Annotated in this window: 13 protein-coding genes; 5 read left to right on the top strand and 8 right to left on the bottom strand. The window is 72.3% G+C overall.

All coding sequences use genetic code 11. The features are described from left to right. Positions 1–25: 25 nt before the first annotated feature. From ACIGJO_RS16205 to ACIGJO_RS16190, 4 genes are all read right to left on the bottom strand, one after another. Positions 26–925, bottom strand: coding sequence for a hypothetical protein (locus ACIGJO_RS16205; protein WP_399958223.1), 900 nt, complete (start codon positions 923–925; stop codon positions 26–28). Next, positions 922–1,935 (bottom strand): SPFH domain-containing protein, encoded by a 1,014-nt coding sequence (locus tag ACIGJO_RS16200; protein WP_399958221.1) that lies wholly within the window; start codon positions 1,933–1,935, stop codon positions 922–924. The genes ACIGJO_RS16205 and ACIGJO_RS16200 overlap by 4 nt, the downstream gene beginning before the upstream one ends. Positions 1,936–1,988: 53 nt before the next feature. Then, positions 1,989–2,768 carry an SDR family oxidoreductase gene (locus ACIGJO_RS16195; protein WP_399958219.1) on the bottom strand — a complete coding sequence of 260 codons (780 nt, stop codon included), beginning with the start codon at positions 2,766–2,768 and terminating at the stop codon, positions 1,989–1,991. 236 nt (positions 2,769–3,004) lie between these two features. Beyond that, complete coding sequence (locus ACIGJO_RS16190) at positions 3,005–3,634, bottom strand: TetR/AcrR family transcriptional regulator (protein ID WP_399958216.1); 630 nt, start codon at positions 3,632–3,634, stop codon at positions 3,005–3,007. Positions 3,635–3,794: 160 nt separating this feature from the next. Here ACIGJO_RS16190 and ACIGJO_RS16185 point away from each other — a divergent pair, with 160 nt between their 5' ends. Both ACIGJO_RS16185 and ACIGJO_RS16180 read left to right on the top strand, forming a co-directional pair. Next, positions 3,795–4,691 (top strand): phosphatase PAP2 family protein, encoded by an 897-nt coding sequence (locus ACIGJO_RS16185; protein WP_399958213.1) that lies wholly within the window; start codon positions 3,795–3,797, stop codon positions 4,689–4,691. After that, the gene (locus tag ACIGJO_RS16180) at positions 4,688–5,749 is read left to right on the top strand and encodes a DMT family transporter (RefSeq protein WP_399958210.1); all 1,062 of its coding nucleotides are present in this window, start codon (positions 4,688–4,690) and stop codon (positions 5,747–5,749) included. Before ACIGJO_RS16185 ends, ACIGJO_RS16180 begins: the two co-directional genes overlap by 4 nt. Here ACIGJO_RS16180 and ACIGJO_RS16175 read toward each other — a convergent pair. Together ACIGJO_RS16175 and ACIGJO_RS16170 are read right to left on the bottom strand one after the other, a co-directional pair. Continuing rightward, positions 5,730–6,287 carry a PadR family transcriptional regulator gene (locus tag ACIGJO_RS16175; RefSeq protein WP_399958207.1) on the bottom strand — a complete coding sequence of 186 codons (558 nt, stop codon included), beginning with the start codon at positions 6,285–6,287 and terminating at the stop codon, positions 5,730–5,732. The two genes, ACIGJO_RS16180 and ACIGJO_RS16175, sit on opposite strands and share 20 nt — an antisense overlap. Positions 6,288–6,319: 32 nt before the next feature. Further along, the gene (locus ACIGJO_RS16170; protein ID WP_399958204.1) at positions 6,320–8,335 is read right to left on the bottom strand and encodes an FAD-dependent oxidoreductase; all 2,016 of its coding nucleotides are present in this window, start codon (positions 8,333–8,335) and stop codon (positions 6,320–6,322) included. A 239-nt stretch (positions 8,336–8,574) separates the two neighbouring features. Between ACIGJO_RS16170 and ACIGJO_RS16165 the strand changes: the two genes are divergently transcribed. Next, entirely contained in the window at positions 8,575–9,099 is a 525-nt protein-coding gene (locus ACIGJO_RS16165; protein WP_399958202.1) for a DoxX family protein, read from the top strand. A gap of 214 nt (positions 9,100–9,313) precedes the next feature. On the opposite strand, the gene ACIGJO_RS16160 is transcribed toward ACIGJO_RS16165, so the two are convergent. Next, positions 9,314–9,925 carry a hypothetical protein gene (locus ACIGJO_RS16160; RefSeq protein WP_399958199.1) on the bottom strand — a complete coding sequence of 204 codons (612 nt, stop codon included), beginning with the start codon at positions 9,923–9,925 and terminating at the stop codon, positions 9,314–9,316. Positions 9,926–10,667: 742 nt separating this feature from the next. Between ACIGJO_RS16160 and ACIGJO_RS16155 the strand changes: the two genes are divergently transcribed. Further along, positions 10,668–12,566 (top strand): LamG-like jellyroll fold domain-containing protein, encoded by a 1,899-nt coding sequence (locus ACIGJO_RS16155; protein WP_399958196.1) that lies wholly within the window; start codon positions 10,668–10,670, stop codon positions 12,564–12,566. 98 nt (positions 12,567–12,664) lie between these two features. Here the strand turns inward: ACIGJO_RS16155 and ACIGJO_RS16150 are convergent, their stop codons facing one another. After that, the gene (locus ACIGJO_RS16150) at positions 12,665–13,516 is read right to left on the bottom strand and encodes a LysR family transcriptional regulator (RefSeq protein WP_399958193.1); all 852 of its coding nucleotides are present in this window, start codon (positions 13,514–13,516) and stop codon (positions 12,665–12,667) included. Positions 13,517–13,597: 81 nt separating this feature from the next. On the opposite strand from ACIGJO_RS16150, the gene ACIGJO_RS16145 reads away from it, so the two are divergent. After that, positions 13,598–14,080, top strand: a complete 483-nt coding sequence (locus ACIGJO_RS16145; protein ID WP_399958190.1) for a cupin domain-containing protein — start codon at positions 13,598–13,600, stop codon at positions 14,078–14,080. Positions 14,081–14,238 lie beyond the last annotated feature (158 nt).

Genomic DNA, 14,238 nt, shown 5'->3' with positions numbered 1-14,238 from the left:
GTAGGGGAGTGGTCGGCCGACGCGCTCAGACGACGAGCCGCAGCGAGGTGGCGGCGATGCCGAGCCGTACGGTCTGCCCCCAGGTCAGCTCCAGGGCGTCGGATTCCATGCCGTCGCCGAAGACCACGATCCGGTCCGACTCGACCGTGAGCCGGAGCCCCTGTCCGGGGATCAGTTCGCCCGCGACCAGGGAGGTGCCGGTCACGGGCGAGGGCCAGGCCTCGCGTACGAACCACAGCAGCCGCGGATCGGACGGGGCGGGAAGCACCGGCGTGCCGCCCCGCTCCAGCCACAGCGAGCGGAGCCAGCCGGTGGCTCCTGTTCCGGTGCCGACCAGGACGCCCGACGAGGCCTGGGCCTCGGCGGCGGTCGCCCCGTCGTCGGGGCCCAGACGGTAGCGCGCGGTCTGGTGGCCGGGCGGGCCGAGGTAGATCTCGTTCAGCGCGAGCAGCCGTTGGGTGTCGTCGGCGACCGCCTCCACCATGGTGAGCTCCTCCGCCCGGCCCCGGGGCGTGACGGCCGCCCGGAGCAGGGCGGCGGCGTCGGCGGGGCGGTGGCGGACGAGAACGCCGGGATTGCGCCCGGGGTCGCTGTCGATCCCCACCACCGGCTGGCCCGCGAGGTACTTCGCGGCGTTGGCCACCAGCCCGTCCTGGCCGACCACGATCACCACGTCCTCTGGGGCGAAGAGGAAGCGGTCCAGATCCGCGCGCTCCACCCGTGAGCCCCGCCACTGGAGCGGAACGGCGGCCGCCACGTCGGCCAGGGCCCGCTGCGTACGCTCGTGGCGCCGGGCCACCTCGTCGATCGACCGGCCCCGGCTGGACAGGAAGAACGCGGCCTGTCCGTGCGTCCCGTGCCGGGCGAGGAGTTCCTCGTACTCGGTGGTCCGGTGCACGAGCACCGCACGCGGGGCGAGGCTCATGCCCGCGGTTCCGGGGCCGGGCGGCCGAGCTTGGAGAGCAGCCCGGTGAGAACGTCGGGGGAGAGCGTCAGGCTGTCGATGCGGGGCAGGTTCTCGGCCAGCCGTGTCGCCGCCAGGGCGTGCAGCGTCGAGGGATCCACCTCCGCGTGCACCCGCAGCCAGGCCGCCTGTGCCTCGGCACGCGCCGCTCCGGTGTCCCGGGCCGCCGCCGCCTCCGCACGGGCCAGCCGCACGGTGCGGGCCGCCTCGGCCTCGGTGCGTACCGCGTCGGCCGCCGCCTTCTCCTCCGCCTGGCGCCGCGCGTTGGTGCCGTTCTGTTCCACCAGCTGCTCTTCGCGGCGGGCCAGTTCGATCTTGCTGGCCAGTTTGTTCTCGGCGATGGTGCGTTCGCGCTCGACCGCGACGGCCCGGCGTTCGTACGTCGCCCGGTCGGCCTCCTGCTGGATCTGCTCGCGGGCCGGGGTGCGCAGGGCCCGTTCGACCTCGGCCTCGGGGCGGATCGCCACGACGCGGACGGCCACCACGTCGATGCCGGTGGCGGGCAGCCGCGGTTCGGCGGCGAGACCTGCGGCGACCCGGTCGCGTACGGAGGCGACCCCGTCCACCAGCGCGGCGGCGAGCGGTGTGCGGGCCAGGACGTCCAGCGTGTGCTGCTGCGCGGTCTCGGTGAGCAGGGTGGCGATCTGCTCCAGCGGTGCGCCGCGCCAGTCGCCGGTGTCCGGGTCCACGGAGAAGTCGAGCCGGGCCGCCGCCTGAGCCGGATCGCTGATCCGGTACGTCACGGTGGCCTGCACGGTGACGTCCTGGAAGTCGGCCGTACGGGCGTGGAACGCCATGGCCAGCTCGCGGTCGTTGACCGGCACCTCGGAGAGCGCGGCGGTCAGCGACCGGTACCAGAAGCTGACTCCGGGGCCGTCGTGGGCGAGCTTGCCGCGCTTGTGGTGGCGGATGTGGGCCGTGGGCGCGGAACGCAGATGGCGCCAGCCGAAGCGCCGGGTGATGTCGGCCATGAGGGCCCCCTTTATTTCGTCAGCGCGACGATAAAGGATGGCGCCGAATATCGTCAAGGGGACGAGAAGGGATTTCCGGCCAGGTAGCGGGCCGGTACCTCGCCGCCGCCGTGCACCGCCAGATCGGCGCCGTTGACGTACGGAGCCAGCCGGCCGGCCAGGAAGAGGCAGGCTCGGGCCACATCGTCCGCCGACGCCTTCCGCCGCATCGGGATGACATCCTCCGCCGCCCCACCGCCTTCCCTGTCGCCCCCGGCGCTCGGGGTGCGGACGGGGCCCACGGTGATGTGGTTGACCCGCACCTTCGGGGCCCACTCCAGGGCCAGTGCCCGCGTCAGTGCCAGCAGCCCCGCCTTCGCCGCCGTGTAGGCGGCGGTCCCGGGCTGCGGCTGGTGCGCGGAGACGCTGCCGATATTGATCACGCTGCCGCCCTCCGGCTGCTCCCGCATGACCAGGTTCGCGGCCTGTGACAGGTAGAAGGGGGCGAGCAGATTGAGTGCGACGACCTTCTCGACGAAACGCGGGGAGACGGTCGCCGCGTCGGCGTCGGGGGAGCCGCCCGCGTTGTTGATGAGCACATCGAGCCTCCCGAACCGGTCCGCGGCCGCCGCCACCAGCGAGGCGGCCGCCGCCGGATCCCGGACGTCGGCGGCCCGGAAGAGGGCGTGGCGCCCGTCCGCCGAGGGCGGCCGGACCGGTTCGCCGCGGCCGCACACCATGACATCCGCGCCCGCCGCGAGGAAGGCTGTGGCGATCTCCGCGCCGATGCCCTTCGTGCCGCCGGTGACGATCACCGCCCGTCCGGAGAAGTCGATCGGATCGCCGATGTCCATGGTCCGCCCTCCGTCGCTGTCGACGATAAGCTACCAAGCATTTGTTTGGTGACCTAGGGTCCGCGGGGGAGGAACGGGACGGCGGCGGTGGCCGAGGCCCGGAGTGCGGGGAAACACGGCCGGCCGGTGACTCCCGAAGGATTCACCGGCCGGCCGGGGTGGTGCGCCGCCCCCGTCCCCACGGTGCGGCGCGGGTGGACCGTCGTCTCCGCCGGGGCGGACGGTCCACGTCTGTTTCAGGACTCCGGCAGGGGTGCCCGCAGTCCGAGTCCGGGAAGGATCGCGTTCGCCACGAACCGCGTGAGATACGCCTCGTCCGCGTACCGCCCCTCCAGCAGCGGCCGCGCACGCATCACGCCGAGCAGCTGCGCGGCGACGTATGCCGCCGCGGGGTTGTCCGCCGCGATCTCGCCCCGCTCCACGCCGCGTCGCACCATCGCGTCGATCGCCGCGATCTCCGGCAGGATCAGCGCCTCCCGCAACGCGCACAGCAGCTCGGGGTTCTGGAGCGCCGCGTGGCTGAGCGCGTGCATCAGCGGGGTGTCACGGCCGGAGCCCTCGCCGATGGACCGGGCCGCCCGATGCAGGTCCCCGGCCAGGGTGCCGGTGTCGATGTGCGAGAGCGACATGCGCCGGGTGCCGTGCAGCGCGGCGACGACCAGCTCGGGCTTGGAGCCCCACTGCCGGTAGAGCGTCGACTTCCCGCAGCGGGTCCGCGAGGCCACTCCCTCCATGGTGAGGGATTCGTAGCCGCTCTCGCGCAACAGGTCCAGCACGGCCGCGTAGAGCTCCTGCTCCCGCTCCGGTGTGATCTTCGATCGGCGCGACACGGGTGCTGACTCCTGTACGGAATCGTGCGACGGCATGTGCTTCCCTCCTGCGGCTCTGCGGTGAGGTCCCTCGATACGCCAGTGTACCGATACGCGCGTGTACCGATACGTTCGCGTATCGGTACACTGGCGTATCGATACGGCATGGACTGGGCCATGCCGCCGTAACAGCGCTTCGTCAGCAAAGGGGCAACGGGTGATACACGCCCGCAGCGAGCCTGCGGACCGGGAGCCGGACAGTTCTGCCCGACCGCCCCTCGTACGTGAGTTCCTCCTGGTCGCGGGACTCTTCCTCGTCTACAAGTTCGGCCGGCAGGCCGCCAACGGGCATGTCGAGGAAGCCTTCCGCAACGCCGCACACGTATGGGACCTCGAACGCGCCGTCCGCCTGCCGGACGAGGGCGCCGTACAGGGTGTCCTGCTGCACAGCGAGACGCTGATCCACGCGGCGAACACGTACTACGCGACCGTGCACTTCCCGGCCACGGTGCTGTTCCTGGTCTGGCTCTACTGGCGCCGGCCCCGTCACTACGTCTGGTCGCGCCGCGTCCTCGCCGTGCTCACCGGTGCCGCCCTCGCGCTGCACCTGCTGTTCCCGCTCGCCCCGCCCCGGATGCTGGACGCGGCGGCGCTCGTCGACACCGGCCAGGTGTACGGCCCGACGGTGTACGGGAACACGCCGTCCACCGACTCGATGGCGAACCAGTTCGCCGCGATGCCCTCCCTGCACTTCGGCTGGGCGGTGATGGTCGCCGTCGGGCTGATCGTCGCCACCCGCTCCCGGTGGCGCTGGCTGTGGCTGCTGCACCCGCTGGTCACGCTGCTCGTGATCGTGGGCACCGCCAACCACTACTGGCTCGACGCGATCGCCGTCTCGGCGCTGCTCGCCGTGACCCTCGCCGTGCTCCGGCTCCCGCGCAGCGCGCCGGCCCGGAGCCCCCTGCCCCGGCAGTCACCCGGGGCGCCCGCCGCCGCCGGGAGCGCGTTCGCCACCGCCCGCGTACCGGCGGCCGCCGAATTCCGTACCCCTACCGCGCCCGTCGCCGGTGCGGCCGGGCCGCGCACGCTCGCCCGGTCCGGAGCCCGGCGGTGAACGCCACGCTCGTCGCGGTCGCCCTGTCCCTCGTGTCCGCTGCCGCCTACGCGGCCGCGGCCGTGGCCCAGTCCCGGCTCGCCGGACGCACCGAGCCCTCCGCCGGAGTCCTGCGCATGCTGGGCCGCGGAGCGTGGTGGTCGGCCGTCGGCCTGAACGCCGCAGGCGCGCTGCTCCATGTCGCCGCGCTGAAGTACGGCCCGCTCACCCTCGTCCAGCCGCTGGGGGCACTCACCCTCGTCGCCGCCGTCCCGCTCGGCGCGCGCGCCGCCGGGCGCCGGGTGAGCCGGACGGAATGGCGCGGCACGATCCTCACCCTGATCGGTCTCGGCGCGCTGCTGATGACCGCGGGCGGCGGCGCCGCCCCGCACGAGACCCTCAGCCTCCCCGAAGCACTCGGCGTCGGCGCGGTCACCATGGCGGTCGTCGCCGGTCTCAGCCGGCCCGGCACCCGCCCGGGACTGCGGCACGCGGCGGCGTCCGGCATCACCTCCGGCGTCGCCTCGGCGCTCACCCAGACACTCACGGTCGCCGTCACCGACCACACCACGGGGCCGCTCTTCAGCTGGCGGCTGCTGACCGTCGCGCTGCTCGTCTCCGCCTTCGCGATGGGCGGCCTGCTGCTGTCCCAGACCGCCTACCGCGGCGGTCTCGGCGCCCCGCTCGCCGTGGTCACGCTGGCCAACCCGGTCGCCGCGGCGGCGATCGGCCTGGCCCTCCTCGGCGAACGCCTCCAGGGCGGAGCGATCAGCGTGGTACTGGCACTGGCGGGCGCCTCGGCCGCGGTACGCGGGGTGATCCTGCTCAGCCGGGCCCAGGATCGGCCCGCGCCCGGGGCCGTCGGCAAGGACGGGACATCCGTGGCCGTGGACGGCGGGCCGGCGCCGTCGCGGATCGTCATCGGCAGCCCGCGGAAGCGGCGCCGCCCGGCCTCCGTCCGCGCGGCACACGCCCGTGCCCGGCCGGCCCCGCACGCTCCCGGTCCGGGCGGGGCCGGCCTGCCGCCGCTCGACACCTCGGCGCTCGACCCGCTCGCCGTCAGGACGGGCGGCCCATGACAGCGGGCGGCTCGCCCGGATCGTCGAGGGCCCGGGTCAGCCAGCCGATCCAGAAGCTCTCCAGATCGATGCCGCCGCGCAGCACCAGGTACCGCAGCCGGTCCTCGGCCGCCGTCGGAGCGGGCGTGAAGTCGTGCTCCTCGATCTCCCGGTACTCCGCCAGCTGACGCCGATGAAGCTCCAGATGGCGCCGCAGCTCGGCCTGAAGGCCCGGCGCCCCGACCACCGCGGCCGCCCGCATCCGCAGCAGCAGCGGATCACGGACCGGACGAGGATCCTCCGGCAGCGCCACCCAGGCGGCCAGCTCCTCCCGGCCCGCCGGCAGCACCTCGTACTCCTTCTTCCGCCCACGTGCCGGCTGCGCCGCGGGCAGGGCCCTGATCCGCCCGGCCTGCTCCAGTTTCCCCAGCTCGCGGTAGATCTGCTGATGCGTGGACGACCAGAAGTACCCGATGGACCGGTCGAACCTGCGGGTCAGCTCCAGCCCCGACGACGGCTTTTCCAGCAGGGCGGTGAGGATCGCGTGCGGCAGTGACATGGAGTGCATCCTAGGGACGGGCGGCAGGGGCCTCACAACGTCGCGGCGAGCTCCGTTCCCTGGCGGATCGCGCGCTTGGCATCGAGTTCCGCGGCCACATCGGCGCCGCCGATCAGATGCACCGGACGGCCGGCGGCGAGCAGCTCCTCGTACAGCTCGCGGCGCGGTTCCTGGCCCGCGCACAGCACCACGGTGTCGACGGGGAGCAGGCGCTGCTCGCCGTCCACCGTGAGATGCAGGCCCTCGTCGTCGACAAGGTCGTAGCTCGCGCCCGCGATCATCTCGACGCCGCGGTGGCGCAGCTCGGTCCGGTGGATCCACCCCGTGGTCCTTCCGAGCCCCGCTCCGACCTTGGTCGTCCTGCGCTGGATCAGATGGACCGTGCGGGAGACCTTGGGGCGCTCGGGAGCGCGCAGCCCGCCGCGGTCCGCGTAGCCGGTGTCCACGCCCCACTGGCGGAAGAACACCTCCGGATCGCGGCTCGCCGCATCGCCGCCGTCCGTCAGGAACTCGGCGACGTCGAAGCCGATGCCGCCCGCCCCGACGATGGCGACCCGCTCACCGACCGGTGCTCCGTCGCGCAGCACGTCCAGATAGCTGACCACGCTGGGGTGTCCGGCCCCGGGTATCGCGGGGGTGCGGGGCTCGACTCCGGTGGCGAGGACGATCTCGTCGTAGCCCTCCAGCGTCCCGGGCGTGGCGCGCGTGCCGAGGCGGAGCTCGACGCCCTGCTCGGCGAGCCGGGTACGGAAGTAGCGCAGCGTCTCGTCGAACTCCTCCTTGCCGGGCACCAGGCGGGCCACATTGAGCTGACCGCCGATCGTGTCCGCGAGGTCGAACAGGGTCACCGCGTGCCCGCGCTCGGACGCCGAGACCGCGCAGGCCAGACCGGCGGGACCGGCTCCGACGACGGCGATCCGCTTACGGGTCCGGGTCGGTGAGAGCACCAGTTCCGTCTCGTGGCAGGCCCGCGGATTGACCAGGCACGAGGTGATCCGCAGGCTGAAGATGTGGTCCAGGCAGGCCTGGTTGCAGCCGATGCAGGTGTTGATCGCGTCCGCGCGGCCCGCGGCCGCCTTGGCCACGAAGTCCGGGTCGGCCAGGAACGGCCTGGCCATCGACACCATGTCCGCACGGCCGGAGGCGAGGATCTCCTCGGCCACCTCCGGGGTGTTGATCCGGTTGCTGGTCACCAGGGGAACGGAGACCGCACCGCGCACCTTCTCCGTCACCCAGGTGAAGGCGCCGCGCGGCACGGAGGTGGCGATGGTGGGGATGCGTGCCTCGTGCCAGCCGATGCCGGTGTTGATGATCGTGGCACCCGCCGCCTCGATCTCGCGCGCCAGTCGCACGACCTCCTCCAGCGTGGAGCCGCCGGGCACCAGGTCGAGCATGGAGAGCCGGTAGATCAGGATGAAGTCGCTGCCGACCCGCTCACGGACCCGGCGCACGATCTCCACGGGGAACCGGATGCGGTTCTCGTACGAGCCGCCCCAGCGGTCGGTGCGGTGATTGGTCGCGGAGACGATGAACTCGTTGATCAGATAGCCCTCGGAGCCCATGATCTCGACCCCGTCGTAGCCCGCGCGACGCGCCAGCTCCGCCGCCCGGACGAAGTCCTCGATGGTCTCCTCGACCTCGTCGCCGGTCAGGGCGTGCGGGGTGAAGCCGCTGATCGGGGCCTTGAGAGCGCTGGGTGCCACCAGGTCCGGGTGGTGCGCGTAGCGGCCGAAGTGCAGGATCTGCATCGCGATCCGGCCGCCCGCCGCATGCACGGCCGTGGTGATCTCCGCGTGCTGCGCGGCCTCCGCCTCGGTGGTCATTCTGGCGCCGCCGGGGAAGGAGCACCCACGTTCGCTGGGTGCGATGCCCCCGGTGACGATCAGGCCGACCCCGCCGCGGGCGCGCTCGGCGTAGAAGGCGGCCATGCGCTCGAAGCCGCGTTCGGCCTCCTCCAGACCGATGTGCATCGATCCCATGAGGACCCGGTTGGGGAGGGTGGTGAACCCCAGGTCGAGCGGGCTCAGCAGCGTGGGGTACGGACTCATCCGGCGTCTCTCCTCGCACAGGTGTCGTCTACGGGGCAGCTTTTGAGGGCTGTCCCGTTGTAAACCACCCGAACGTGATTGTGCAACAAGTTGCACAATGATCTGCGTCGCACCTGCGGAGCCCTGCCGGACGGCCGTCCGTTCCCGTCCGGTCTAACCCGACCGTGCCTCCGGGGCGCGGGCCGACCACAGTGGAATCCGTAGCGTCCGCCCGACTGCCCCACCCCCGGGAGTCCCTCATGGTCTGCGTCAACCGGCGTGATCTCGGCCTGCTCGTCCTGCGCCTCGGCACCGGCGCGGTTCTCGTCGCGCACGGCACCCAGAAGCTCGCCGGATGGTTCGGCGGCGGCGGAATCGAGGGCACCACCGCGGCGATGGAGGCCATGGGCTTCCAGCCGCCCAAGCACAGTGCCGTCGCCGCCGGGCTCGGCGAGACCGGCGGCGGTGTCCTGCTGGCCCTCGGCCTCGCGACTCCGGCGGCCGGCGCGGCCGCGGCCGGAGCGATGGCGGGGGCCGTCTCCGTCCATGCCCCGGCGGGCTTCTTCGCGCAGGGCGGCGGCTACGAGTACCCGGCGTTCCTCGGCTTCACGGCCGCGGCCATCGGCCTGACCGGCCCCGGCCGCTACTCCGTGGACCACGCCACGCGGCATGTCCTCGACCAGCCGTGGGTGGTCGCGCTTGCCTTCGTGGGCAGCGCCATGGCCGCCGCGACCGTCGTCGGCAGGCGGGCCAGGCGGCAGGCGGAGCCGCTGGACGAGGAGTAGACCCCACCCCGTCCGGCCACCGCGGAAGCGTCCGGTTCGGAGTCCCTGGGACGGCCCTCCGCACACGGGCTGTCGTCCGCTGAAGGCGCCCGGCCCGGTGACGCACGGGCCGGGCACCTCTCGCCGTACCGGCGCCGGCCGCCCCGGGAACCAGCCGGGCGTAGTGACTCCCTCCATGCCTCGAAGCGATCAGGCCGGTTCGGCCGCGCTCGGATCAGGGTTGCGTGCAGGTCACCCGGGCGAACAGGTCCAGGGGGGAGGAGCCGCGGTTGGTGGCGCGCATGGTCCACCCCGTGGCCGTCGGGAACGACTCGTTGAACTCGACCGCGGGATTGCCGAGTCCGCCGCCCCCGGTCGGCACCTCACCGGGCCCGCACTCGGCGTGGGCGGTGCCCGTGGCGCCCTGTGTCAGGCTGGTCGGGGCGCTGGCGTGGGCGGTGTGGGGTGTGTTCGCGCACCGCACGTAGGTTTGCAGGATCGTGGCGCGGGGGCCGTGGTTGGTGACCCGGCCGACCCACTCCTGGCCGATGTCGGACGACTGGCTGATGTAGGCCTGCCCGCTGTCGGACCCCGTACCGCGGGCGCCGGCGTTCGGTCCGCCGCCGGAGGCCACCTGTCCCGGGTCGCAGGCCGCGCGGACGATCGCCGTCTGCCCCGGTGGCACGTTCGCCGAGGTGCCGAACCGGGTCGCGTGAGGCTGGGAGGTGCAGATCGCCACGGGGGTGAAGGTCTGCGGGGTGTTGGTCTCGTTGTAGACGTCGCCGAACCAGCTGATTCCGCTGGGCCACGTAGCGGTCAGGAACACCCCGTTGCTCGTGGTGCGCACGCCCCCTCCGGAGGGGATCTGCCCTCCCTGACAGGGAACGTTGGTCGTGTTCGCCGTGTGCGGGGGGCACGGTCGAGGGGGCGCCCACGACGATGGTGTGCGCGGCGAGCACCCTGGGTGGAGGGGGATTCCGTGCCGGCCGGGGTTGCTGCCCCGGTGCAGAGGAGGGTGGCGCACAGGGCGCCGACGATGCCGAGCACGGCCAGACGAGGACGGCTCATGGTGACTCCAGGTGTTCGGTGGAGCGGGAATGTCAAGTCAGACATGCCCTGCACACACAAAGCCAACACGAAGAGTCACCGTAACGGGTGACAGTGACGGACGGACCGCCTCATCGGCTCCACGGCGAGGCGGACGGATCGGCTCATCGGCTTCACGGCGTTCACCAACCGCGTTCGCAACACCGGCTGCCGATCCTGGACATGTGCCGATCGGGAGCGTGCTCCCTGGAGGGTGACCCGGTGGTCGTCCACCGCGCACGCGGTCAGGAAGTGCGGTCATGGGTGGCTGCCTCGGCAGGCCGGGGCACTCACTCCGAGACGCGTGAAGCGGCTGAACCGGCCACTGCGCAACGACTGCCGATGCGCGTCCGCACGGTCCCATCACCGCGGGCCCGCGCGCCGGTGCTGTGCAGTTCATGGAGTCTTCGCCCGGCTGTCGCCCGTACGGACCGGTTCCTCCCTCCACTCCGCGCTAGCTTGCAGACGATCACCCCCGACGTTCATTCCCCGCGGAGACATCCATGTGCAGCCCCCTTCACCAGCCCGACGGACCGCTCCTGCCCGGCGCGAGCCGTCGTACGTTCCTGCGGGCGACCGCGCTCACCGGCGCTGCCACCGCGGCCACGGGGCTCGCGTCCGCCACGCCCGTCGCAGCTCTTCCCCAGCAGAACACCGACGCCGTCACGGCAGGTTGGCGGCCCGACCGCGAGAGCCCCAGGTTCACGCTCGTCGTCATGCCGGACACCCAGTACCTCTTCGACGGGGCGAGCATCCACAAGGCGCCGGTCGAGGCGTCGTTGCGCTACGTACTCGATCACGGGCGCGACGAGAACATCGTCTTCCTGTCCCATCTGGGTGACCTCACCGAGAGCGGGCAAGCAGGCGAGTTCAAGGCGATCGGCGAAGCGTTCGGGCTGCTCGACCGGCGGCGGGTCGGCTACAGCGTCGTCGCGGGCAACCACGACATCACGTCCTCCACCGACGATCAGCGCGGCCGCACCCCGTACCTGGACACCTTCGGACCGCAGCGGATGCGGCGTCTGCCGACGTTCGGCGGGGCGACCCCGGACGGGTACAACACCTACCACCTGTTCCGGGCCGCCGGGCGCGAGTGGCTGGTGCTGGCGCTCGACTGGCGGCCGTCGGCGGCCGGTCTCGCCTGGGCGAAGGACGTCATCGCCCGGCACCCGGAGACGCCGGTCATCCTCACCACCCACGAGCTGGTGTACGCGGACACGGACGGCGACGAGGCCCAGTTCTCCGAGCACGGAAAGCACCTGTGGGACGAGCTGATAGCCGGGCACGACCAGATCTTCCTCACCCTCAACGGCCACTACTGGCCCGCCGGGCGCACCACCGTCAAGAACACCGCGGGCAATGACGTCCATCTGCACATCGCCAACTACCAGAACCGCTACTACGGCGGCAGCGCCATGATCCGTCTCTACCGCTTCGACCTGGCCCGGAACACCATTGACGTGGAGACGATCTCCCCGTGGATCCTTGGCCGCGCGGGCGAGAGGCTCAACGACCTGGAACGCGGTGAGATCGAACTGACGGGGCCGCAGGACTGTTTCGCCGTCCCCATCGACTTCGAGAAGCGCTTCTCGGGCTTCGCGCCCGTACCCGTGCGCGGTCCCCGCCCGGCCGAGCGGATGCTGATACCGGGCACCGTCGCCTACTGGCGCTTCGACTCCCCTTCGCACCAGGACGGTTCCCCCGCCGATGCGGGCCTGCGCGTCCCGGACCTGTCCCGGCACCGCAACGACCTGGTGCGCGAAGCGGTCCCCGGAAGCGCGCCCGACACGCTGCGCTGGTCCACCTCCCACCATCCCGACCAGCCGGGCCACGGCAGTCTCTACTTCGACGGCTCGAAGCCGCCGTTGCGGGGCGCGTACCTGCGCACGGAGAACCACGCTCCGCTCAACACCAAGACGTTCAGGTCCGGTTACACCATCGAGGCCTTCCTCCGGCTCCCCGGGGACTGGGACGCCGGACGCAACGCCTGGGGTGCCGTACTCGGCCGCCGCGGCACGCTCGGGGCAGCCGGCAAGACCTCGGGCGACCCGGAAGAGCCCGTCGCCACCCTCTCCGTATCGGACGGCCCCGGGCTCCAGTGGGCGGCGGCGCCGTTGAACCGACCGGGGGCCGTCACCAACTGGAGTCATGAGCTGCAGCGTGAGCGGTGGTGGCACGTGGCGGTCGTCAACGACGGGAAGCACACGGCGATGTACATCGACGGCTGCGTGGTCGCCCGCAACCCCGACACCCGCACCATCGGCCTCGCCACCCTGGGCCTGCCCTGGCTGCTCGGCGCCTACGAGTACGGAGGACGGCTCGACCAGCTGATGCACGGCTGGCTCGGCGACATCAGGATCGTCGAGCGCGCCCTGCCCGTCCGGGACTTCATGAACGCTTGAGCGCCGCTGCTCCTCGCGACGGGCCGAGGAGCGAACCGGATACGCGTGCAGTCGCCGGATCGCGGCACACGGGACCGTCTCCGCCGGGTTGCCGGGGCTCAGTGACGGTACGCGGCTGTCGCGATCTCGACGAAGGACCGGATCAACGGGTTGGTGTCACCCTCGTTCCACACCGCCACCACTCGGCTCGGCGGCATGCCGATCAGCGGCACCACGGCCAGCTCCGCGGGCAGGTCGTGTCCGAGCGGGGCCAGGCCGACCGTGCCGTTCCACAGCACGGCCTGCAGGCATTCCTGGACGGCGCGCACCACGGGACCCTCGCGCGGCGTGCCGCCGTTCCAGTACGACTGCCAGACGGGGTCGGTGCCCTGCGGGAACTGGAACCAGCGGCGGTCGCTCAGCTCGGCCGGCCGCAGCCCGTCGCGGCGGGCCAGCGGATCGTCGGCGCGCAGGACCACGCCGACCGGATCCGCGCGCAGTGCACGTACCGTCAGGGCAGTCTCGTCGAACGGCGCCCGGGTCAGCGCGACATCGACCAGTCCGGCGCGCAGCCCGCAGGTCGGGTCGGTCAGATCGGTCTCGCGGACGCGGATGTCGACGCCGGCGTGGTGCCGGCGGTAGGCGGCGGCCAGCCTGGCCACTCCCGGGTCGGTGCCGTCGCCCAGGATGCCGATGGTGATGGTCGCGACGCGTGCCGCCGCGCTCACCCGTTCCCGGACGCGGTCGGCATGGTCGAGGAGGGCCCGTGCCTCGTCGAGGAGCACCGTGCCCACCGGAGTGAGCGTGACGCCGGCAGGGGAGCGGGCGAAGAGCAGGGCCCCGGCATCGGCCTCCAGCTGCTTGATCGCCCGGCTCAGTGGCGGCTGGCTCATGTGCAGCCGGATGGCGGCCCGGCCGAAGTGAAGCTCCTCGGCGACCGCCACGAAGTAGCGCAAGGCCCGTAGCTCCACGCTGCAACGATACCCACGAGGTATCGGCGCTGCGGAACAGGTCTTGGACAGCCCCGGAGCCCCGGCGGTGAACTTGTGGGCATGACCGAAGAAGCGATGACCAGCGAGCCGCAGACCCACCCCTCGGTATCGGTGACGGGTCCCGGCGAGGGCGAGACGATCGTTCTGGGTACCACGCGCATGCGGTTTCTGGAGGACGGCAGCCACACCGGGCATCGTCTCGCGATCGCCGAGTCCGTCCTCGCCCCGCACACCCAGGGACCGCCGCAGCACCGCCATGGCCGACACGACGAGGGCTTCTACATCCTGTCCGGCACCGTGCGGTTCACGGTCGGGGACGAGGACTACGACGCCGCCACGGGCACGCTCGTGATGGTTCCGCCCGGTACCCCGCACACCTTCGCCAACCTGACCGACCACCCCGCCGTCATGCTCAGCACATTCACCCCCGACCTGTACGTGCAGTACTTCCGGGACCTCCAGGAAGAACTCGCAGGCGGCCGGCCGCTGACGCCACAGGCCAACATCGACGCGATGAGCCGCTACGCGACCGAGCCCGCCTGAGGCCGACGGCACGGCCCGCCCCCCCCGCCTCTCGGCGTCCGGGTCCCTGGGGCGACGGACCGGTGAGGTTCCCCCGAGATGCGGAGTCGGTTGACAGCAGGTCAGATGGGACTCATGAGAGGAACATCGACCATGGCTGCTCCCCGGAAATACTCGCT

The sequence above is a fragment of the Streptomyces sp. NPDC079020 genome (assembly GCF_044542225.1).
In the GTDB taxonomy this organism is placed as follows: Bacteria; Actinomycetota; Actinomycetes; order Streptomycetales; family Streptomycetaceae; genus Streptomyces.
The sequence above is the reverse complement of the archived record's forward strand: the minus strand, read 5'-3'. Positions and strand labels throughout refer to the sequence as shown.